Annotated in this window: 22 protein-coding genes and 1 riboswitch; of the genes, 7 read left to right on the top strand and 15 right to left on the bottom strand. The window is 41.2% G+C overall.

All coding sequences use genetic code 11. The annotated features are described in order from the left end of the window. Positions 1 to 17: 17 nt before the first annotated feature. Complete coding sequence (locus LCD34_RS12890) at positions 18 to 1,100, bottom strand: D-alanine--D-alanine ligase (RefSeq protein WP_007496503.1); 1,083 nt, start codon at positions 1,098 to 1,100, stop codon at positions 18 to 20. Between the two features lie 185 nt (positions 1,101 to 1,285). Here LCD34_RS12890 and LCD34_RS12885 point away from each other — a divergent pair, with 185 nt between their 5' ends. After that, a complete protein-coding gene (locus LCD34_RS12885; protein ID WP_008346934.1) occupies positions 1,286 to 1,606 on the top strand; it encodes a thioredoxin family protein in 321 nt (106 codons plus the stop codon). A 340-nt stretch (positions 1,607 to 1,946) separates the two neighbouring features. Beyond that, positions 1,947 to 2,096, top strand: coding sequence for a Fur-regulated basic protein FbpB (gene fbpB, locus LCD34_RS12880; protein ID WP_017366658.1), 150 nt, complete (start codon positions 1,947 to 1,949; stop codon positions 2,094 to 2,096). A gap of 98 nt (positions 2,097 to 2,194) precedes the next feature. On the opposite strand, the gene LCD34_RS12875 is transcribed toward fbpB, so the two are convergent. From LCD34_RS12875 to LCD34_RS12840, 8 genes are all read right to left on the bottom strand, one after another. After that, positions 2,195 to 2,530, bottom strand: coding sequence for a hypothetical protein (locus tag LCD34_RS12875; RefSeq protein ID WP_017366657.1), 336 nt, complete (start codon positions 2,528 to 2,530; stop codon positions 2,195 to 2,197). 117 nt (positions 2,531 to 2,647) lie between these two features. Then, complete coding sequence (locus LCD34_RS12870; protein ID WP_046342723.1) at positions 2,648 to 3,415, bottom strand: ABC transporter permease; 768 nt, start codon at positions 3,413 to 3,415, stop codon at positions 2,648 to 2,650. After that, the gene (locus LCD34_RS12865; protein WP_035390386.1) at positions 3,393 to 4,319 is read right to left on the bottom strand and encodes an ABC transporter ATP-binding protein; all 927 of its coding nucleotides are present in this window, start codon (positions 4,317 to 4,319) and stop codon (positions 3,393 to 3,395) included. The genes LCD34_RS12870 and LCD34_RS12865 overlap by 23 nt, the downstream gene beginning before the upstream one ends. 126 nt (positions 4,320 to 4,445) lie before the next feature. Continuing rightward, on the bottom strand, positions 4,446 to 5,687 hold the full coding sequence (locus tag LCD34_RS12860; RefSeq protein ID WP_025206789.1) for a dicarboxylate/amino acid:cation symporter: 1,242 nt from the start codon (positions 5,685 to 5,687) through the stop codon (positions 4,446 to 4,448). A 77-nt stretch (positions 5,688 to 5,764) separates the two neighbouring features. After that, a riboswitch (cyclic di-AMP (ydaO/yuaA leader) is annotated at positions 5,765 to 5,898 on the bottom strand. Between the two features lie 63 nt (positions 5,899 to 5,961). Beyond that, positions 5,962 to 6,984, bottom strand: a complete 1,023-nt coding sequence (locus tag LCD34_RS12855; RefSeq protein WP_035704206.1) for an AI-2E family transporter — start codon at positions 6,982 to 6,984, stop codon at positions 5,962 to 5,964. Positions 6,985 to 7,194: 210 nt separating this feature from the next. Beyond that, complete coding sequence (gene dctP / locus LCD34_RS12850) at positions 7,195 to 8,463, bottom strand: C4-dicarboxylate transporter DctP (RefSeq protein WP_008346948.1); 1,269 nt, start codon at positions 8,461 to 8,463, stop codon at positions 7,195 to 7,197. Positions 8,464 to 8,587: 124 nt separating this feature from the next. After that, on the bottom strand, positions 8,588 to 9,271 hold the full coding sequence (locus LCD34_RS12845) for a response regulator (RefSeq protein ID WP_035704203.1): 684 nt from the start codon (positions 9,269 to 9,271) through the stop codon (positions 8,588 to 8,590). After that, positions 9,268 to 10,887: an ATP-binding protein gene (locus LCD34_RS12840; protein ID WP_411910430.1), complete on the bottom strand. Its 1,620-nt coding sequence runs from the start codon at positions 10,885 to 10,887 to the stop codon at positions 9,268 to 9,270. The genes LCD34_RS12845 and LCD34_RS12840 overlap by 4 nt, the downstream gene beginning before the upstream one ends. A 67-nt stretch (positions 10,888 to 10,954) precedes the next feature. Between LCD34_RS12840 and LCD34_RS12835 the strand changes: the two genes are divergently transcribed. Then, positions 10,955 to 12,052: a TRAP transporter substrate-binding protein gene (locus LCD34_RS12835; protein ID WP_224559249.1), complete on the top strand. Its 1,098-nt coding sequence runs from the start codon at positions 10,955 to 10,957 to the stop codon at positions 12,050 to 12,052. Positions 12,053 to 12,078: 26 nt separating this feature from the next. Here the strand turns inward: LCD34_RS12835 and LCD34_RS12830 are convergent, their stop codons facing one another. Then, on the bottom strand, positions 12,079 to 12,909 hold the full coding sequence (locus LCD34_RS12830; RefSeq protein ID WP_007496524.1) for an EcsC family protein: 831 nt from the start codon (positions 12,907 to 12,909) through the stop codon (positions 12,079 to 12,081). Positions 12,910 to 13,065: 156 nt separating this feature from the next. Here LCD34_RS12830 and LCD34_RS12825 point away from each other — a divergent pair, with 156 nt between their 5' ends. The 4 genes from LCD34_RS12825 (at position 13,066) to LCD34_RS12810 (ending at position 15,833) form a co-directional block, all read left to right on the top strand. Further along, the gene (locus LCD34_RS12825) at positions 13,066 to 13,326 is read left to right on the top strand and encodes a GlsB/YeaQ/YmgE family stress response membrane protein (RefSeq protein ID WP_003214275.1); all 261 of its coding nucleotides are present in this window, start codon (positions 13,066 to 13,068) and stop codon (positions 13,324 to 13,326) included. Positions 13,327 to 13,555: 229 nt separating this feature from the next. Beyond that, complete coding sequence (locus LCD34_RS12820; protein WP_072368454.1) at positions 13,556 to 14,833, top strand: Nramp family divalent metal transporter; 1,278 nt, start codon at positions 13,556 to 13,558, stop codon at positions 14,831 to 14,833. A gap of 67 nt (positions 14,834 to 14,900) precedes the next feature. After that, positions 14,901 to 15,470, top strand: a complete 570-nt coding sequence (locus LCD34_RS12815) for a GNAT family N-acetyltransferase (RefSeq protein ID WP_017358408.1) — start codon at positions 14,901 to 14,903, stop codon at positions 15,468 to 15,470. A 99-nt stretch (positions 15,471 to 15,569) separates the two neighbouring features. Then, complete coding sequence (locus LCD34_RS12810) at positions 15,570 to 15,833, top strand: hypothetical protein (protein ID WP_008346966.1); 264 nt, start codon at positions 15,570 to 15,572, stop codon at positions 15,831 to 15,833. A 39-nt stretch (positions 15,834 to 15,872) separates the two neighbouring features. Here the strand turns inward: LCD34_RS12810 and LCD34_RS12805 are convergent, their stop codons facing one another. The 5 genes from LCD34_RS12805 to LCD34_RS12785 form a co-directional block, all read right to left on the bottom strand. Then, positions 15,873 to 16,094: a hypothetical protein gene (locus LCD34_RS12805; protein ID WP_057078442.1), complete on the bottom strand. Its 222-nt coding sequence runs from the start codon at positions 16,092 to 16,094 to the stop codon at positions 15,873 to 15,875. Positions 16,095 to 16,165: 71 nt separating this feature from the next. Then, a complete protein-coding gene (locus LCD34_RS12800) occupies positions 16,166 to 16,477 on the bottom strand; it encodes a hypothetical protein (RefSeq protein ID WP_224559247.1) in 312 nt (103 codons plus the stop codon). Between the two features lie 14 nt (positions 16,478 to 16,491). Further along, complete coding sequence (locus LCD34_RS12795) at positions 16,492 to 18,123, bottom strand: T7SS effector LXG polymorphic toxin (RefSeq protein ID WP_411910429.1); 1,632 nt, start codon at positions 18,121 to 18,123, stop codon at positions 16,492 to 16,494. Between the two features lie 232 nt (positions 18,124 to 18,355). Next, complete coding sequence (locus tag LCD34_RS12790; protein WP_224559245.1) at positions 18,356 to 20,077, bottom strand: pyruvate oxidase; 1,722 nt, start codon at positions 20,075 to 20,077, stop codon at positions 18,356 to 18,358. A 70-nt stretch (positions 20,078 to 20,147) separates the two neighbouring features. Beyond that, a complete protein-coding gene (locus LCD34_RS12785) occupies positions 20,148 to 21,974 on the bottom strand; it encodes an APC family permease (protein ID WP_224559243.1) in 1,827 nt (608 codons plus the stop codon). Positions 21,975 to 22,084 lie beyond the last annotated feature (110 nt).

The following is a 22,084-nucleotide window of genomic DNA, read 5'->3' as shown; positions in this document are numbered from 1 at the left end:
TCTGCTTGCTTCTTACATTAAAAAGTGGTTTTAATGGTTTGTTTTTCTTGATGGCGCTCAATTGCAAGTGACACCAGCTTCTCAATCAGCTCAGGATACTCTACACCAGTATGTTTCCAAAGCAGCGGGAACATACTAAAAGGTGTGAACCCTGGCATTGTATTCACTTCATTGATCAGCACTTCGCCTTCTTCTGTTAGGAAGAAATCTGCACGTACGAGGCCAGATCCATCAATGGCTTTAAATGCCTTAATCGCCATATCATGAATCGTCTTGTACTCTTCCTCTGACACACTCGCAGGAATGATCAAATCTGTATCGCCATCTTCATATTTTGCTTTGTAGTCATAAAAATCTGTTTTAGGTGCAATTTCACCAACAACTGAGCATTTCGGCTCGTCATTTCCTAATACACCAATTTCAATTTCTCGTCCTACAACGCCTTCTTCCACAACAACACGACGATCATATTGGAAAGCCAAATCAAATGCTGTTTGCAGCTCTTCTTTGCTGCGGCATTTACTAATTCCGACACTTGATCCCATGTTGGCAGGTTTCACAAAACAAGGATACCCGAGAACTGCTTCTACCTGTTCTAGACTGTCTGATATGGCTTTCTCATAATCCTTTTTATTGAAGGAAAGGTGCTTTGCCTGCGCAAGTCCAGCTTGAGCAAACACATCTTTCATCATGACTTTATCCATACCCGCAGCAGACGCGAGAACGCCGTTACCAACATACGGGATATTCAATAGTTCAAGTAACCCTTGCATGGTCCCATCTTCACCATTTGGCCCATGTAGCAATGGAAAGACAACATCAATCTTTTCATCAGCTGCTGCAGGCTGTGGAAACATGCTTTCATTTAAAGAAGTTGGTAAAAACGTCTTTGCATTTTGTTCAAATTGAAGCATTTTGACGTTTGATACTGGTTCAGTGAGTTTTTCTCCTCTTAGCCATTCGCCCTCTTCTGTAATATAAATTGGATGTATATCGAACTTCTCAGTGTTAAGTGCTTTTGTAACTGCAAGGGCTGTTTGCAGTGATACATTATGTTCGGCTGACTTTCCGCCGTAAACCAATCCTAAACTTATTTTCAATGGATACTCCCCCCACTAAAATTCATCTTTACTATCTTATCACTTTCAAGCAAAAATGCTCTAATTAATTTTTGTTGTTACGGAATTGAAATGATTTGTAAAGATTGTAAGCGCCCCCCCGAGCATTTGTATGTCATTCGCCTTTATTTTATATTAAAATGACATTGAAAAGGAGTTGTGACAAATTGAAAAAAATTACAAGCACTGAACAATTCAACGAAATCATTCAATCAGACAAAGAGGTCATCGTTAAATTCTTTGCGACATGGTGCCCTGATTGCACTAGAATGGACATGTTCATTCCAGACATCTTAGAGGCTTATGCTCAGAATGAATGGTTTGAAATAAACAAAGACGACTTTCCTGAGTTAGCGGAAACGTATCAGGTCATGGGAATTCCTAGCCTGTTAATTTTCAAAAATGGCGAAAAAACAGGTCATTTACACAGTGCCAACGCTAAATCACCTGAAGAAGTAACAGAGTTTCTTCAAGAACACGTTTCATAACTCATTTGAATGGAGACATCAGCCAACTCATGCTGGTGTCTTTTTTTATATCCTTTTAAATCAAATCTCTTCATAAGACGAGATGTGCGGCTAAAACGTTTCAACATCGGCAGGGAATGTTTGATCTGATTTCATGACAAGGTTTGACAGCGGATTATTTCCTGGGAAAGAATTCATCGTCGATATGGATGGGAATATGTCGGTTACGTGAATTTTCTGAATTGAATCTTTACTTATGACATTCTGCTTTGTATAATGGAGTTGCTAATTGAAAATGATTATCAATTTCATCTGTGTGAAATCTTATAGAATCCATTCTACCAAAGGAGCGTTGAGTTACATGTCTAAGAAGAAAATCAAAACGTATCAGCAATTGATTGAAGAAAACAAGGAAGCGATCATGCGAGACCCTAAGATGATGGAAAGTATATACGCAACCATCGACAAAAAGCACCAGAAGCAGCTTGCCGCTGCTGGACGTGAATCATAAACACAAGAAGAGCAGTCAAATAGATGGCTGCTTTTTTATTTGCCTGAAGAAAAGAAAAAGCCGATAAAATCTATTCTTCGATTTTATCGGCTTTTGTTTTAATGTGATTTCGCTACACGGTCTTGTTTCATTCCTAAATAGATGAGCATATATGTTAGATAACCCATTGTCATCGTTAAACCACCGAAGAAGAATTGTGAAAACACGGGTTCTTCAAATGTCGTAACGGCAGCAAGAACGATCCAGCTCGCATACAAATAGACCATGAACCATTTCATGTTTCTTTTAAGTGTATACAGAAAGAAAAGACCCGCTAATGAAAAGATCCCTAGCGCTAGTCTGAAATAAACAAGATGATCAAACTGGAAGGCAAAAGACACAAACGAAAACGACAACAGCAACAAAATAGGTAAAGCCGTAATAAAATTTTTCACGATAGTGCCACCTCCATGACTCTGTCTTATTATAAGACAAAATCAGCCGGTTATCGTGAAATACAGACTCGTTTTCACAAAGATGTCACGAATTTTTCTTGTTATTTGACACAATTTTTACACATTTACATCACGCTTCCAAAAAAGGAGCCAAGCAGCACCAACAAAGAAAACGAAATGCGCCCCTACAATGAATAGTGAAAACAGAGGGCTCATGCCCTGAAAGAGCGGCGGACCTTGAAAACTGTATTGTGTAAAGTCCGTATTAGCGAAAAGTAGAATCTTCCCCCACTGATTTTCTAACAGAGACATGATCGACACTAATGATTTCGCCGCGTATAAGACGAAAAATGAAGTCACAAGTGCAATCAGACTGTTTCTAAACAAACTTGAGCACAGAAAAGCAAAGCTTGCCATCATGACCACTTCCACCCACTGTGATCCAATCACAGCAAATGTGTGCAGAAATAATCGCCCAGTGCTTTCATCAAAATCAGTACCAAAGAAAATAAGGCCAAAAAGAAAAGCGAACACATAATAAAAAACAAACAGGTAAAGGACCATCAGCACAAGAGTGATGTATTTTGCCAAGAAAATATGAAGCCTTGTCTTTGGCCGGATCAACAAGAACTTGATGGTTCTTTTTTGAAACTCTGTTGAGATCAATGTGGCGCCAATCACGACAGCGAACACTTGTAAAATAAACACAACATTCGTGGAATAAGCAAAATAGTTCGCGACTGTATCTTGCCCGCCAAGCCCGGAAATGACTCGTTTCAATGCTAGAGCCATCGTCAATTGAAAGACAACAATCAGTCCAAGTGCAATGAATGTGATCTTTTGTCTCGTGATTTTTTTATGTTCATTCTTGATGAGTTGAAGCATCTGCCGTCCCACCTTCCGTCCATTTCATAAAGGCCTCTTCAATTGATTGTTTTTGAGGCGTCATTTCAAGTACATCAAATTCTGCTAAGACAAGCTGTTTATTCAGCTCCGGCACACGGTCTTTATTCAGTTGAACCAGCACATGCTGATCCCTTTGTTCATATGTATATCCTTGCGTATCTAGCCATGAAACTGCCTTTTCTACTGGCTGAATATTCATCAACACCTGCTCTTTTCCTTCCATGTCTCGAAGGTTTGTATTGGCTTTGATTTGTCCTTTTTGGATGATGATCATGCGGTCACAAAGCTCTTCTACTTCATGCAAAAGATGTGTAGCAAATAACACAGAGACACCCTCTTCTTGTACAAGCATTTGCAAGTGCTCTCGAAACTCCTTCATTCCTGCGGGATCAAGCCCATTTGTTGGTTCATCTAAAATGAGCAGATTGGGCTTATGCAAAATGGCTTGTGCAATCCCGAGCCTTTGTTTCATCCCTAGTGAATACGTTTTGACCTTCTGGTGAATGGCGTGCTCCAGACGAACTCTTTTTACCACTTCAAGAATGCGCTCTTCTGAAACTCCATCATGCATAGACGCATACAGCTCAAGGTTTTCAAAACCTGTTAAATATGAATAAAATTCCGGATTTTCTATGATCGCCCCAACAGATGACATCGCCTTTTGATGATCATCATCTTGAGAATATCCATTTATGATGATCCGGCCGTTGTTTTTTTTCATCAAGCCAACGATCAATCGAATCAAGGTCGTTTTTCCAGACCCATTTGGTCCAAGTAAACCGACAATTTCCCCTTGCCTAATGTCCATCGAAATATGTTGCAAAATTTGATGCCGGCCAATTTGTTTATCGACGTTCTCTATGTGTAAAACAGCAGACTGCAAAGTGGTTCCTCCTTCTAATGTAAAACCTATGGCGGCAGTTACGGCCGCTCATCCTGTAAAAAGTATATCACGCTAGACAAGCCGTTCCACGAAAAAAAGGGCTGATCCAGTCAGCCCTTCTTGTTGTTAAAGTGATAAATTAGGTGTTGGTGCTTCCTTCTCATGTTTCTTTTCGGTTTCAGAAACAATCACCGCACATGCTGCGTCACCTGTAATATTGACCACGGTTCTTGCCATGTCTAATAAGCGGTCTATGCCAAGGATCAGCGCAATGCCCTCAACAGGAAGATTCACGGAATTTAAAACCATGGCTAGCATGATGAGCCCTACCCCTGGGACACCTGCTGTGCCAATACTTGCTAGTACTGCCGTTAAGACAACTGTCAGCATTTGAACAAGGGTTAATTCAACTCCATACACTTGTGCGATAAAAATAGTCGCAACCCCTTGCATGATCGCTGTACCATCCATATTAATGGTCGCACCTAGCGGCTGCACAAAGCTTGAAATAGGTTCTGGCACCTTTAAACGCTTTTGAGCTGTTTCCATTGATACTGGCAGCACTGCGTTACTGCTTGATGTACTAAATGCCACAACCATTGCTGGAGAAAATCCTTTAAAGAATGCCATTGGATTTCGTTTAGCTAATAGGGCAACGGTTGACCCATAGGTCAGGAAGAAATGCAAGATCAGCGCAATTAAGACGACTGAGAAGTAAAGTCCCATCGCTTTCATGGCATCGAGCCCCTGACTGCCAATCGCCGTTGCGATCAAACCGAATGTCCCGTACGGTGCGAATTTCATCACAACACCGACAAGATACATCATTAATTCATTTCCTTGTTCAAACAGCTTCAGCAAACCTTCTGTTTTTTTACCGAGCAAGGCAATGCCGAGACCTAAAAATACACAAAAGACGATAATTTGAAGCATGTTTCCTTCAACTAGAGATTGGACTGGATTGGTTGGAATAATGTTGAGTAGTGTGTCTGCCATTGATGGGGCTTCCTCAGCGGAATATTCTGCCGCTTTCGTATCAAAATTACCGAATGCGCCTGGCTTAATAAGTAAGGCCAATGAAATGCCAATAATGATGGCAAAAGTCGTAGTGAGTAGAAAGTAAGTAATGGTTTTCACGCCGATTCTGCCAAGTTTTTTCGGATCGCCAAGGCCTGCTACACCAAGTGTGATCGAAAAGAAGACAATCGGCACAACTAACATTTTAATCAGGTTTAAGAAGATTTGACCTAGAGGTGTAAATAGATAAGGGTCTAACACTTTGAATACATTTGGAGCAAAAATGTTGAGCAGTAGTCCTGTGATTGCACCTACAATTAAAGCAATAATAATTTTCGTCGCAAGCTTCAATAAAATCTCCCCTTCCTCGTCAAAAAGGCCCACGAGAGAGTCTTCTCGTGGGCCTGCGTGTCCATACGTGTACCACTGTCTACTCTCTTCACGCTGATGAGGTTAGCTGACGGGTTAGGACGAAGAGATGTCCTTTTTTCTTAAATAAGAAAAATTCACCCCAAAAACTTGGGTCCCCCATTCCTTTAGAAGGATTAAGCGTGTGGTAATATGATATTTTCATACTATTTATACCTTATTTTTAGAAAATTGTAAACAGGTTCATATGAACTTTTTAATTACTTTCTTCCTTATTCGTGACCTCCAAGATATCTAAGATAAACACAAAGATTGGGATGCCGATAATCAGGCCCCAAATGCCAATATAGTGTTCAGAAAAGATCAGGACAATAAACGTGAAGAAAATAGGGAGCTCTGTTTTAGCTGACATGAGCTTCGGATTTAAGAAGTAGGCTTCAATGGCATGGATGATCACGATCACCAGCACAATATATAGGACGTACATTCCGCCTCCAAGTGTATACGCAATGATGCTGAGTGGAACGAGAGAGATGACCACACCCGCTACCGGAATTAAACCTAACAAGAAGACCATGACCGCTAATCCAAATAATTGCGGGAAGCCCATAATGCCAAGCGCAATTGTCGTTAAGACACAGTTAACTGTTGCAATGATGAACTGTGCTTCAAGTACCTTACCAAATGTTCTGGAAAACTTACGTCCAAAGAAGGCAATTTCATGATAGAACACGGAGATTTTACTCGTTTTGAACTTATTCATGAATTGAATGAGGCGTTCCTTTTCGAACAGGAAGAACATGCTTAATATTAAGGACATAATGACCTGGATACTGAACGTGCTGAAATCTGTTAAGTATGTATAGAGGAAATTAAACCCTTTCTCGAAGAAAGAAGATATTTTGAAATCTCCGAACACATTGGTGACGACGTCAAAGAAGGGTAAATCTTGTGGATGATCTGCAATCTTTTTCCCTAAATGAAATAACTGTTCCACCTGTTTCGCGATGATGGGCACAAACACAAAGCCGCCAAACGTCAATCCACCAGCTAGAAGGATGTACAAAATGGTGATGACTGATTTCTGTCCTATTTTCAGGAAGCGATTTAAAAAGCCTCTTATGACCTCTTCTAACCGGTTCATTAAAAAGGTGAAAATGAAGGTCAGGAGAATTAAATTCATCATTCCTCTTAATAGATATAATGCTGTGGCTAATACTACAAATACTGAAAACCTCTTGACACCAGGTTTTTCGAACAATTTAAAAAATGCCGTCATACGTTACACACCTGCCAGGACTAAAGTCTATTTTTCGTTGGATCTCATATTCATTATATCGGATCTTTCTGTAAATTATATAACAAAAGGTCAATGAGGTCTTACGATTCGTCCTAAATTAATCAAGCTTTTATGTTTTTTCTTTTTTTACACAAGAAAAAACCGAACCCCATGTAGAACATAAGGTTTCGGTTTTTGGTTGTTTTTATACTAAACAGCCTGCTTGATATTTCGCATTTCCTGTAGCGCTGTTTTACTCTTCGCTTCGTCAAATTCCCCTTCACTTTTCGCTACAACAATTGTAGCAATTCCATTTCCAATCAGGTTCGTAATCGCTCTTCCTTCACTCATGAAACGGTCGACCCCTAATAGCAGTGCAAGACCTTCTAGCGGGATAACCTGAAGTGCAGCAAGTGTAGAAGCCAGCACGATAAATCCGCTTCCTGTGACTCCAGCTGCTCCCTTTGATGTGAGCATCAGAACAAGGATAATCGTGATTTGCTGTCCGATGGATAGGTCCACCCCAAACACTTGCGCTAAGAAGACCACGGCCATGGACAAGTAGATTGAGGTTCCATCTAAGTTAAAGGAATAGCCTGTCGGAATGACAAGTCCAACGACTGACTTAGAGCACCCGTAGCGTTCCATTTTATCCATCATTCTTGGCAGGACAGATTCTGAAGAACTTGTGCCAAGAACAATTAAAATTTCATCCTTGATAAAACGGAGATAACCGAACAGGCTGAAGCCATACATTTTACAAATGATGTTCAGCACGACGAAAATAAACAGGAACATCGTCATATAAACGGAAAGCATTAGACTAGCCAGTGGTTTAATTGAAGCTAAACCGAAGTGTCCGATTGTATAAGCCATTGCTCCAAATGCCCCTAATGGCGCGGCACGCATGATGTAACCAATGATTTTAAAGAAGACAAGCGACAGCTTATCAAGCCATTCGATGATGCCTTTCCCCTTCTCGCCAAGTGCAGCGAGCGCAACACCGAATAAAATAGAGAAGAATAAGACCTGTAAAATATCTCCCTTTGCAAAGGCATCTACCATGTTAGATGGCACAATGTGTGTGACAAACTCCATCCAGTCGATACCCTGTCCCCCATTTTGGGTATATTGCGAGACATCCCCTTTTTCAAGCTTACTATAGTCAAGACCCGCTCCTGGCTTCATGATATTGACCACAAACAGTCCGATGACAAGCGCAAGCGTCGTCACAACTTCAAAATAGATAAAAGCTTTTCCCCCAACTTTTCCAACCTTTTTCATATCCCCCATCTTGGCAATTCCAAGAACAATGGTTAAGAAAATAATGGGTGCAATGACCATTTTCACTGCATTAATAAATGTGTCACCAAGCGGCTTCATTTCTTTCCCGACGTTTGGCCAAACCATCCCAACAATGATCCCGATAATGACAGCTGCAACGACCTGAAATGTCAGGTTCTTCAATAGCCTCTTCATAAAAAATCAACTCCCTCACCCTTTGATGTAAACGCTTAACTGTTATCTGTAGATAAATGATAGCGATTTCATCAAAGGCTGTGAAGCTTATGGACATATCGTACATTTTGGTCTTTTTGGTCTCTTAGTCAGAATGTACGATATATTTATTCACAGGGCGTCCGACCCCGCCATATTGCATATCTAATTTCAGCTCGCCTTCTTTTACAAGGAAGTCTAAATAACGGCGTGCCGTGACACGTGCAATCCCAAGTGCATTGGCTACTTCCTCTGCAGACTGCGCTCCTTCTTGCAGACGCATATAGGCTTTAATTTCATTCATCGTATGCACATTCAGCCCCTTAGGAAGCCATGTCTCTTCCTGCTTAACTGCAGGCTTTCGTATGATATCATCGAGCATCTCTTGAGAAAATTCTGCTGCGGTACGAATTTTTGATTTAAACGCTTTATAGCTTTCAAGAGATTCTTTCATCCGTTCAAACTTAAATGGCTTAATGATATAATCTCGGGCACCATTTTGAAGCATGGTGCCGATCGTCTCTTTGTCCTTTGCTGCCGAAATCACAATCACATCCACCTGTATCTTTTGCTTTCTGATGTCTTGCAGTGTTTTGATGCCATCTTTTTTAGGCATATACACATCGAGCACCACAAGATCTGGGCGAATGTCTTTGATCAGCTGGATGCCCTGCTCGCCATTTCCTGCTACAGCCGCAACTTGAAAGCCAGGGACACTCTTAATGAACTCTTTATTGACTTCTTGCACCATCGGATCATCTTCAATTAATAGCACCTTAATCTGAGTCATCTGTCTCTCTCCTCTATTGTCATTGGGAATTCGATTGAGAAGGTGGTACCAATGCCGATGCTTGATGTGACTTCTACATTTCCCATTCCTTTGTCGATAATCGTTTTTACAATATACAGCCCGTAGCCTGTTCCGCCTTCTTTACCGTGAGTAAAGCCTTTGTCGAAAATATGAGGAATCATGTCCTCTTCTATTCCAGATCCATAATCTTCAATTAAGATCGCGAGGACATCCTCTGTTTGATCAATACTAATAGAAATGAGTTTTGTGTCTCTTTCTACAGTATCATACGCGGCAAAGGCGTTCTCGATCAGGTTGCCAAGCAGCTTCGTCATATCATGCTGATCCAGCAGCTCTGGGAAATCGCGCAGATTGCTATTTTCATCTACTTCAACCTTTATGCCTAGCTCCTTGCCCCTTCTTATCTTGCTCATCAATAAACCTGCAACTGCATCATGCTGTATCACACGGTGGAGAAAGTCCGTCACATGCTCCTGCTCTTCGGTCGTTTGAAACGCTAAATCGAGCGCTTGATCGGCTTTCCCCAGCTGAATTAATCCCGCAATTGTATGAAGCTTATTCATATGTTCATGATTTTGCACCCGCAGGCCATCAACGAAGTTCTTCACCCCGGTTAATTCCTCCGCCAATTTGGCCGCCTCTGTCCGGTCCTGAAAAATCGCAACCGCTCCGATGATTTTCTTTTTCATCACAATCGGAATTCGGCTGCTCATGATCCGCTTTCCGCTCATATGAATTTCTTCATTGTAGACGGGTTCTGCGCGGTCAATGATTTCTGGAAGCCTTGTATCTGACAGCACATCCCAAATATTTCGGCCCACTACATCACCTGTCACGCTGAAAATTTGCTTTGCTTTTTCATTAAAAATGGTGATCATGTGCTGGTTATCAATGGCAATGACCCCTTCATTAATGGAATGAAAGGTAGCGGTGCGTTCCTCTAGCATTCTGACAATCTCATGCGGCTCCAGCTTAAACATTTGTTGTTTAATATGACGGGCGAGCAAAAATGAACCGACAAGCCCGAAGCTGAGCGTGAGCAGAAGGATCATGAGGATATCCTGCTTCATTTCTCCTAATATATCTGCCATACTCGGCAATGTTCTTCCGACTAGTACAACCCCTGTTTGGTTAAATTTTTCATCCTTTACTGGATAAAAAGCTCTAATGGCTGTGCCAAGCTCTCCCTGTGCTTCTGAGAAATAGATATGCTCTGCAAAGGCAGGTTCTTCATCTGTCCCCTCAGAGCGCTGGCCAATCCTTGTTTTCACTGGATGTGTCAATCTCACGTGATCCATATCCATGACAACAATGTAGTCAGCATCTTGGATAATCCGAATCTCTTCAATGGCATGCTGCAAACGCGCACGCTCCTTTGTCTGACCATCCAATGCCTGCTTTACCTCATTCATCTCAGCCACTGTTCTTGCCGTGTTCATGAGCCTTTTTCGAAGTTCTCGTTCCTCTGTTTGCTGAATTCCCCCGACCAGAACAATTCCTCCGATTAAAAGGGCAAAAATGACAACGAAATATGTGAGGATGGTGAGCTTCCATCTAATAGATAATTGTTGTAATTTCAGTCGATTTCTCATCATTTTTTCACCTGTATCTTTACGAATTCTTCCTCTGTCAAGTATCCTTGACATAAGGGGGATCTGACGCATGAAGAATTTACTCGCCTATACGCTATTGCTCATCATCGGTTTTGTAACCGCTTTATACTTTGGCTTTTATCATATGATGCCTAAATCAGCGACGACCTTCGACGATGAACAGACAGGGCTGAAGGATCAGCTTGTGTTCAAATTCAGCCATGTTGTCGCAGATAATACCCCAAAAGGGCTGGCTGCAAAGAAATTTGCTGAGCTTGTTCACGAAAAATCCGATGGCAGGATCAGCATTCAAATCTTTTCAAACGGGAGTCTTTATTCTGATATCGAAGAAATTAATGCACTAAAAGAGAATCAAGTTCAATTTATTGCTCCGTCTACGTCAAAGCTCGGCATGCTGTCCCCTGAATGGCTGGCACTTGATCTGCCCTTTGCCTTTTCTAACTACGATGCTGTCCAAGAAGGGTTACATGGTGCGATTGGACAGAGACTGTTCGGCACACTGCAAAAAGACGGACTAAAGGGAATGGCCTACTGGACAAATGGCTTTAAGCAAATCACTTCGAATAAAGGCCCTATCAAGCAGCCTAGTGATTTAAAAAAACAATCTCTCCGTATTATGCAAAGTGACATGATTGAAAAGCAATTCAAGCTTCTTGGCGCAAAACCCTATCAGGAATCGTTTAATTCAACGTTTCAGCTGCTAGAAACAAAAAAAGTAGACGGTGAAGAAAATACAATTTCAAATATTTATTCAAAAAAATTCTATCATATACAAGACTATATGACGATCAGTAATCACGGGTATTTAGGGTATGTCGTCTTAACGGATCAATCTTTTTTTGATCGTCAAACACCTGAGACGAAGCGAATTTTACTCGAAGCGATGGAAGAAACAACGGCATGGAACGAAAAACATGCCGAACAAATGAACAAGGATCAGCTGGAGGATATTAAACGCGAATCTCCAATTGCCATACACGAATTAACACCAGCAGAGCGGCAAAAATGGATGAAGGCGCTCGATCCTTTATATGATGAAGCAGAAAGGATCATCGGTTCCACCTTGATCAAACAAATCCGCGAGCTCCGGGCACGCTATGAATATTCTCCGATTCAAGCGTTTGAAGAAGATACTGAAACCAAATAAAAAAATCCCTTTAGAGAGGGATTTTTTTATGCACCGGAGTCACGCTGTTCTTGCTGAGCGAGCTCCTCTAATCTTGATAATATTCTGCGCTTTCGATATTGCATGATGCCTGTTTCGGCAATTCCTTTTAACTGTGAGCGGTTGGACGCTGCACCAAACAAAATCCCCGCAATTGGAACAAGTTGAAACAGCTTCTTCCAACCAAACGAATCACGGTAGTTATATACGACCTCACGCCATCCTTGAATTTGAGAGATCATGTTTTCGTGCTTCCCTTCTGATGCATGATAGCTCTTCAGCTCTTTTAATATTGATTTTTTCCCAACAACGTCAGCAGAATTCAACTGTAAACATTTAATGATAAAGACTCGTTCTTCTTTATTTTTCGGATCATAGCCATAGGTGACGGCGATATCCTGTAATGTTTTTAAAGAGAGACCGAGGACAGCCGGAATATCTGCCGCTAATGTAAACATACCTCCGACACCTGTTGTCGCACCTTGCACAGTGGCGAGGTTTGTTCGGTTTTTCCCCATCTGATCACTAATGGCATCCATGACCTCGATCGGAGCCGCCTCAATATCTTCAATACGCTGAATCGATTCATCGGCACATTTCTTTTGAAATTGATGAATAATGCCTTTCTCTGACGTCAAATAGACACCGCCTGATTGAATATAGTGCCCCATCTCATCTAATAACACACCGATTTTTTTTTGAATAAAGGCAGGGGTCAGCTTGTCCAGCATTTGAAATGGAAGCCGGCTGAGTTTCTCCCAAAACCATACCTTTTGCTGGTCTTTCTCCCACTTTTCAATCTCTTTTAATTGTGCTTTTAGCCACTCTCTTTCCTCCATGCCATTTGCCTCCTTAGATGCCGTTCAAGTATATGTCTGTTATTATACACAATCCTTGTCCATCATACGTATCGAACATTGAAGTGGTTCCGAAAGGTTTTAATCTCTTTTAAAACGGTTATTGCTTAGTAAACAAACAAAAGAGGAGTGATCAACATGTTAGGATTTCTGATTTCATTAGTTGTGGCGATTGTCATTGGTCTCATTGGGAGTGCACTTGCTGGAGGCAGTGTGCCAGGAGGCTGGATCGGTTCAATGATTGCCGGGCTTGCAGGTGCTTGGATTGGTCATGGATTACTTGGAACGTGGGGTCCTAGTCTGGCAGGATTTGCGATCATTCCAGCGATCTTAGGAGCAGCCATTTTTGTCATTATTTTAAGCTTGATCTTCCGCAGCGTTGGATCAAGGGTCTCTTAAAAAACGATACAAAAGAAGAGGAAGCAGAGGATGCACCGCCTAAGATAAGAGGCGGTGTTTTTTATGTGTTGATTGACAAGGTATCTATTTTTTTCACTTACATATGATAAACAAACCTATTAGTTCAGATAGTTGACTTTTCATGAAGATGGGCATATGATGATTAAAAATTGCATCGAGGAAACTTTTTGTGCCAAAGCAAAACTTTGTAGAATCTAGGTGATGACATATGACAAACAAATACATCGAGGCACAAGCCCACATGTCAGTGGCAGCGGAGCGTGCACTTGAAGGAAAGGTGAAAGGATTTAGAAGGCTCCTTCCTTTTCTCGGGCCTGCTTTTATCGCAGCCATTGCCTATATTGATCCAGGAAACTTTGCGACCAACATTGCGGCTGGTTCGAAATATGGCTACCTTCTGTTATGGGTCATTCTCATATCCAATCTCATGGCCTTACTCATCCAGTCTTTGTCTGCAAAGCTTGGAATCGCAACAGGGAAAAATTTACCTGAAATTGCTCGAGAAGAGTTTCCAAAACCAGTCTCGATTGGTTTATGGATTCAGGGCGAACTCGTCATTATCGCCACAGATTTAGCCGAATTTATCGGGGCTGCCCTTGGTTTATACTTACTCTTTCGTATCCCGCTGCTTGAAGCATCGATTATTGCAGCGATCGGTTCTTTTGCCATTTTAGAACTCCAAAGACGAGGTTATCGAGCGTTAGAAGCAGGAATTACCGGCATGCTGTTTGTTGTCGTGATTGCTTTCGCTGTACAAACCTTTGTCGCCAAACCTGATCTTGCAAGTGTCGCCGGTGGACTGTTCATTCCAAGGTTTGAAGGGACAGACAGCGTACTGCTTGCCGCTGGTATTTTAGGCGCTACGGTGATGCCGCATGCGATCTATCTCCATTCAGCCTTAACGCAAAGAAGAGTCGTCGGCAGAACGGAAAAAGAGAAAAAGCTGATTTTTCGTTTTGAGTTTTTAGACATCCTCATTGCGATGATCGTTGCTGGCGCCATCAATGCCAGCATGTTGATTGTAGCAGCTGCTTTATTTTTTAAAAATGGTCTTTTTGTTGAGGATTTAGATGTAGCATTTCAGCATTTTGGAACTCTCGCAGGTCCTGTGTCAGCGATCTTATTTGGTGTAGGTTTGCTTGTAGCCGGACTTTCCAGCTCTTCTGTCGGTACACTGTCAGGCGATATTATTATGCAGGGTTTTATTCAATACCGCATTCCGCTTTATGTCCGCCGGCTGATTACCATCATTCCTCCTATTGCGATCATTGCATCTGGGGTCAATCCGACATCTGCGCTTGTGATGAGTCAAGTGGTCTTATCATTTGGCATTGCGTTTGCTTTAATTCCGCTCATTTTGTTTACAAGTAAAAAACGAATTATGGGCGATTTGACGAATGCTCGCTGGGTGACAGGAATATCTTGGGTGATAGCAGCTCTTGTTGTCGCACTTAATCTGTTTTTAATTGTGGATACGTTTATGTAAAAGACAGTGATCATGCTGTCTTTTATATCGGGTTGTGGTAGAATTTCCCTTGAGAGGATGTGATCACATGTTTTTTTATCAGGATCAAGATCTATCCATGCGGCTGCTTGAACCAAGAGACGCGAGAAGTCTGTATCTGCTCATCCAACGCTCAAGAGAGCACTTACGTGAATGGATGCTATGGGTCGATTCGACGCAGACAGAAGAAGATAGCATGGCGTTTATTCAAGGTGCCATGCAGCAAGCTTTGCAAAACAATGGTTTTCAGGCTGGAATCTGGTCACATGGAGAACTCGTTGGTATCATTGGCACCCACCAAATTCATTGGATTAATCGGACGGTTTCCATTGGCTATTGGCTCGGGGAAGGCTATCAAGGAAAAGGCATCATGACAAAAGCATGCAAAGCAGTCATTCACTATTTATTTGAAGAGTGCGGTCTACACCGCATTGAAATCAGGGCCGCTGTCGATAATCAAAAAAGTAGACGCATCGCAGAGCGTTTATCTTTTTCACTTGAAGGCATTTTAAGACAATGTGAATGGCTGGGCGACCACTTTGCCGATCACTGTGTGTACGCACTTTTACAGCCTGAGTATGTGAAACAAAAAACGAATTCGATCAATCAGCCCACTTAATTGTGTCGATTGCATGAACTATTTTACAAAGTGAAGCTTTGTAGTATCCGTTGTGATTGGCATCTGATAAAATAGAAGGAAAAAATCGAGGTATGATGTATGTCTCTTATTATTTTATTTTACTTATGGATTGTCCCTTTATTATTTGGCATTTTCTTCTCATTCCTAACAAAGAAAGCCACATACAAACGCCGCTTTGTCCCATCCTATAGCATGGCAGGACTCAGCATCGTATTTCTCATTCTGGCACTCGTCTTTTCAGCCAGTCATTTTCTATTCATTTGCGGTATGTTCCTTTTTGCCACAACACTTGTCGGCACAGGCATTCCGTTATTTTTAGCCTTTACCAAAACACCTTCATAAACAAAACCACCTTTTCGCGATGGAAAGGTGGTTTCTTTTTTATTGATGAGGCATTCGGTACGTAATAGATGCACCTTGATTTTCTTCAACCGACTTTACAATGTCTTGCAGAATCTCTGCTGCTCGATCGCTTGAGTCATACTTGCCGAGAGTTTTTGTCCAAGAATCATTTCCCATGATCCCTTCAATTTTTTTACCCTGTACTGTGACTTCATTGACGTGGACCAGACTTTGCTGGTTTTGTGTGAAAATCCATAACATGGCTGATTCTCCTTTTATGTGGTGATTGGATTAGATTAACATATTATTATTAGTTAAATAGATCATAAAATTTAATCTTCAATATAGCTTTCTGCTAGATCAATATCTTGTTTCATCTCTAATTCAGGATATTTTTTATCCAACCTACGCAAACATTTAATTAATTCCTTACTTTGTAAAACTTCTGATATGTCTTCAAACACTTCACTTATCCAATATAAATCTTCTTTACTGCAACGTTCTAAATATTCCAACGTTCTCTCTTCGTTTTCTCCGAGAATTTCTATTATTTCATCCCAACTCTTCTGTATACCGTAATCATCATTTAAATCTAATTTTTTTCTTTTATCTAATACTCTATTTAATTTATTTTCAATGTCCATGTTGATCCTCCACATTAAGGTTGTTTTGTAGCATCCGGAAAAATAGTTCCTACTTCTCCATTGGTTTTAATAACTCCAACTCTTACTCCTTTATATTCACCAAAGATAGCCACTCCATTTTCCACTTTAGAAAAATCAGGTGACTCAACAATTTTGGCACCCGCTGCCGCAATATCAGATTCTGTCCAGTTTTCTGGGAACCAAGATTGGTTAGAACCTGTTCGTTTTGCTTTCACCTTATGACCAGGCACATTCCCTATCCTAACACCGTTCTCATATACTTTATTTATATTATATTCTATATTATTTTCTTGTAAGAATTTTATATTGTGTTGTCCGTGTCCTCCACCCTTCATTTTTGAAATATTCCCTGTTTTAGGGTTTGTTGTGAAATCTCCTTTATTAGAATGTTTAATGCTATTTTCAGGTATTTTACTTAAACCACTTGTTTTTTTAATCCCCATCTTCCCATGAAACCCTTTCGCCCCAAACGGCAAAAGCATCCCCAGAGCCGCATTCATACTCGCTTCCTGCTGTTCTTTCGAGACTTTATTTCCAAACATGTCACGACCCGTAATCGCTTCGCTGAAGCCGTTGGTCGCAGTAAGACCGTATAAGCCTTTTTGCGATGTTTTTAAAGCATCAAAGGACTTTTGTGACGTCTTATAGATGTCGACTGCTCTGACTGCGGCGGACGTGGCTTGAGTCGTTTTATAGACAGCCTTTCCGCCTTTGAAAATGCGACCTGCCCAACCAACGATCGGGATGTAGCCTGCTGCTGCCATGCCGCCTGCGGCGACTCGCTGTCCTGCGGTGAGTTCTTCACCTGTGATCGGATCGACACCTGTTGCGGCACGTTTTGCATCGTTCACGCCTGTCAGTTCATTGACGATATTTCCTCCGTAATCAAGAGCTTTTTCATACCACGGACGGTTGGCGAGTGCTTCTTGTTCCTTTGCGATCTTGCGAGCTTCTTCTTGATCATTTTTGATTTTTAGATATTCAGACGTTTGCTTCTCAATATCGCTTTTTGCCTTGTAGATTTCGCTATTTTGATACGCTTTCTTGTCAAAATTCATAGGCGAAATGGATTTTCCGTCATTTGTGGCATTGATCATTTCTGCGTACAATGCCATTGTAGCCTTCTCCTCAGTCTCTGACAAAGCATATTCATCTTTTAGATTTTGATCAAGTTCTATTAAATCTTTAACCGTTTTCTTGCGTTCATCTTCCGCATCTGCAATCTTTTCGTCAAAGGTTTTACTATCAAATACCTCCAGAGAAATGAGGTCATCAATATCTTGAAAAATCGTTTTGAGTGCCTTTTTTTGATCCTTTACAATGCTTTTGGCGTTTTTGATGCCCATATGTACAGCGTTGTCTAAAAAGTGTTCTTCTACAAAGGTGTCGCCGCCAAAATTTGTATCATCAAGTGTCCCAGAAACACCTTCATGAAAGGCTTTTTGTTTATCAATGAAGCTAATAAACATGTCCACATTTCCAGCGAGTTCTTTGTAGAAGCTTTTAATGTTATCGGCACCTTTTCCAGTGAAGTCGTCACCGAGGTTGGCAACACCTTGTAATGCCTTTTTTAAATCTATCATTTGTTCGCGGAGTTCCTGATAGTGTTTTGCCCTTGTATCCATGGCACTGGTTAGTGCTTTTGCATCAAGTATCTTGCCCAGAAGAAGCCACTCCCTCCATTATTGATCATAAAGTCTATTTTACCTTTCTCACCGAATTGGAAAAATAGGCTTTAAGTTACGAAAATCCAGTCTGTATATTTTTATACAAAAGAAAACAAGTGACAATTGAAATGTTTTTCCTTGTTCAACAAAAAAGTCAGTCCCCCTAATTGGAGGACCGACTACCTGCTGTTTAGAAAAAGCGTTTGAGGCTTTTCTTGAGTGGAGGGATATCCAGCTCACCTTTTTCAAAGAATTTTTTCAATAAATATTTACTAAAGCCTGCTGCTTGTGTGTATGTGATTTTACCAGGTAACGGTGGTTCATTGGTCACCGCAACATCAATGATCACAGGTTTATCAGCTTGAAGTGCTTGATCAAAGGCTGGTGCTAGTTCTTCATGTGATGACACCGAGATTCCTTTACCGCCGCATGCCTCTGCAAATTTTGCAAAATCAATATCTTCCAGCTCTATACCATAGTTGATGTTGCCTTTTACCTGTTGTTCATATTCAATCATACCAAGGTTGTTGTTGTTTAAGATCACAACGACAATTGGCAGTTTATATTTTACCGCCGTCACAAAATCTTGCATCACCATTGTGAAGCCTCCGTCACCACAGACAGCAATGGCTTGGCGGTTTGGTTCGTTTAATTTAGCTGATATTGCGCCAGGTAAACCACAGCCCATTGTGGCAAGCCAGCTGGAAATAATGAAATCCTGCTGTTTCATTTCGAAATGACGTGCCATCCATACCGTCACATTACCGACATCAACTGAAAGAATGGCATCATCATCTACCGCTTCTTCTAATCTAGCGATGACTTGCTGCGGTTTAAGCGGTGATGTGGCAATAGATTTTTCCTTATCCATTTCTTCTCGCCACTTCATCATATGCTCTGTACAAGCTTCAAGGAAACCGCGCTGCTCTTTATATTCAATATAAGAGGTTAGTTCATGAAGACCATTTTTACTGTCACTTACAATCCCCACTTCTACTGGATATCTTTTACCTATCTGATCCGGTTTGATATCCAATTGAATGGCAGGTGTGTCTTCCGGTAAGTAATCCCTATATGGGAAGGAGGTTCCAAGCATGATTAATAAATCGCACTCTTCCATCGCTTCATATGCAGGCTTCGTCCCGATCTGACCTAGGTTCCCTAAAAAGTATGGATGCCTGTCTGGAACAACACCTTTTGCAGGAAGTGTAATGACGATTGGTGCAGCTGCCTTTTCTGCAAACGAAAGAAGCTCTTCTTTAGCATTTCTTAATCCTTTTCCTGCTAAGATGACTGGCTTCTTCGCATTGTTAATGAGTTGAGCAGCCTTTAGCAGTTGATCTTTCTTGGGCCGCACGTCTCCCTCTACGTAAAGAGGAGATGTATAAACGGGACTCCGCTTAATTTTCTGAGAAAATAAATCATCTGAGACAGTGAGAACCGCCACCCCTTTATGGGTATAAGCAGCTTTGATGGCTTGATTCAATAAGTCAGGCAGAGCTTCTGCTGTTTGTACTTGCTGATTAAAGACAGCAACATCGTCAAACATCCGCTCTAATTTGATTTCTTGAAATGCATCTCTGCCTACTTCAGTTGAGGCAACCTGCCCTGCTATCGCTAATACAGGTGCACCATCCGCTTTTGCATCGTATAGTCCATTTAATAAGTGGACAGCACCTGGCCCAGCAATTGATAAACAAACACCAAGTTTGCCTGTTAGTTTCGCATCAGCTGCTGCTGAAAGTGCTGCCACTTCTTCATGTCTTGTTTGTATAAATTGAATTTTGCTTGATTCATGCCTTAGTTCTTCGATTAATTCGTTAATACTGTCGCCGGGCATTCCATAAATATGTTTCACGCCCCACTCTTCCAGTAGCGCTGTTACTTCTTTTCCTGCGGTTCTTTGCGGCATGTGAGAAAACTCCTTTTTTCTTACTCCATACCACCGCACCCTTTTGATCAAACGTTTCAACTTGCTCTTGCTACTTTTTAAAGTGATATGGAAGAGTGGCGACAACAATATCCCGTTTCCATAATAAACGGAATCTTAATAAGAAAGCAGATTGATTGTGCAAAATGGTGTGCCATCTTTTTTTCGGAATAAATTGAGGGACGAGCACCATCAATCTATATTGATGTGCATTTGCTTTCGCTTCAATCGTTTCAAGAAATTTATCAAGCGGATGAATGAGACTTCGATAAGACGAATGTAAAATCACAAGACGCACATCACTATTCAGCTTTTCCCAATCAGCTTCAATTTTCTTGTCTTTCTCTTTATCAAACGATACATGAACCGCTATGACCTGGTCTGATAAGGATTTTGCATATTGCACAGATTGTTCGACGACACGTGTGACACCTGCTATTGGGACGATGACCACATTTCCTTTGATTTCGACAGGCTCGGTTTCATTCAATAAACGTAATTGTTCTCCAACAGACAGATAATGTTTCTTAATAGAATGAAAAATAAATAGAACAATTGGCATGAAAACAAATACTGGCCATACAAGATGGAACTTGGTCAAAATGAGAATCATGAAAACCGTAAATGAAATAAGTGCTCCCACGATATTGATAGGCATTTTCATTTTCCATCCCTGTGGTTTTTCACGAATCCACTTTACACACATACCTGTCTGAGACAAGGTAAATGGAATAAACACACCGACAGCATAAAGTGGAATGAGGTGTTCCGTTTTCCCATCAAATAGCCAAATGAGCAGCATAGAAGCTACACCTAAAAAGATAATACCATTGGAATAACCAAGCCGATCTCCTCTCACTGTAAACATGCGCGGCATATATTTATCTTTTGCTAAGTTGACAGCCAATAATGGAAAAGCTGAAAAACCTGTGTTTGCCGCTAATATTAAAATTAAAGCTGTGACAGCCTGAATGACATAGTAGAAAAATGTCCGTCCAAATGTGTCTGATGCAATCTGTGACACAACCGTTTCTTCTGGCTTTGGCGAGATGCCAAAACCAAACGCAAGCAATGTCACTCCTACAAATAGAACGGCCAGTAATCCCCCCATCATCAATAAAGTTCTCGCTGCATTTTGTGCAGCTGGTTTTTTAAAGGATGGAATTGTATTAGAAATCGCTTCAACACCAGTTAAAGCAGAACAGCCAGACGAAAATGCCTTTAATAAAAGAAATAACGTGATGCCTGATACATGTGTGCCAAATGCTGTATGTTCAGGTGCTGGCGGCACTTGCCCTGTTAATAGTTTAAACCCGCCCACTCCAATTAAAATGAGCAATGAAAAGACAAATAGGTACACAGGATAAGCCAAAATAGATGCCGACTCTGTCAGTCCACGAAGGTTTAACACCATAATCACTAGAACTAATACGATTGAGATCATGACATGATATGGATATAGAGCTGGAAAAGCCGATGTGATCGCATCGGTCCCAGCAGAAATGCTCACTGCTACGGTTAAAATGTAATCGACGAGTAATGATCCACCAGCAACCAGCCCTGGTTTTTCACCTAAGTTTCTGCTGGAGACGACATACGCCCCGCCGCCTTCTGGATAAGCATAAATAATCTGGCGGTAAGATAGAATTAACGCCATTAAAAGGATTAATACACAACCTGCAATCGGGAGTGAGTACCAAAACGCTGCCGCACTGACAACTGATAGAACAATCAAGATTTGTTCTGTACCGTATGCGACTGACGACAATGCGTCTGATGACAATAATGCCAAAGCTTTGATTTTTGATAGTTTTTGTTCTCCTGCTGCCTGTGATTTTAATGGTTTACCAATTAAAATACGCTTCATCAAACTGTACATGTGTTGCCCGCTCCTTTAGTGTCAAACGATTTGAGTTACAAAATTTTGGATCGCCAAAAAGACACAGAGGCAATAGAATGCCCCTGTGCCTATTGTTTAGATCACAGGTT

It is taken from the genome of Bacillus sp. RAR_M1_44 (assembly GCF_020165935.1).
Classification (GTDB): Bacteria; Bacillota; Bacilli; order Bacillales; family Bacillaceae; genus Bacillus; species Bacillus altitudinis.
This window is presented reverse-complemented; position numbering and strand designations above follow the sequence as displayed.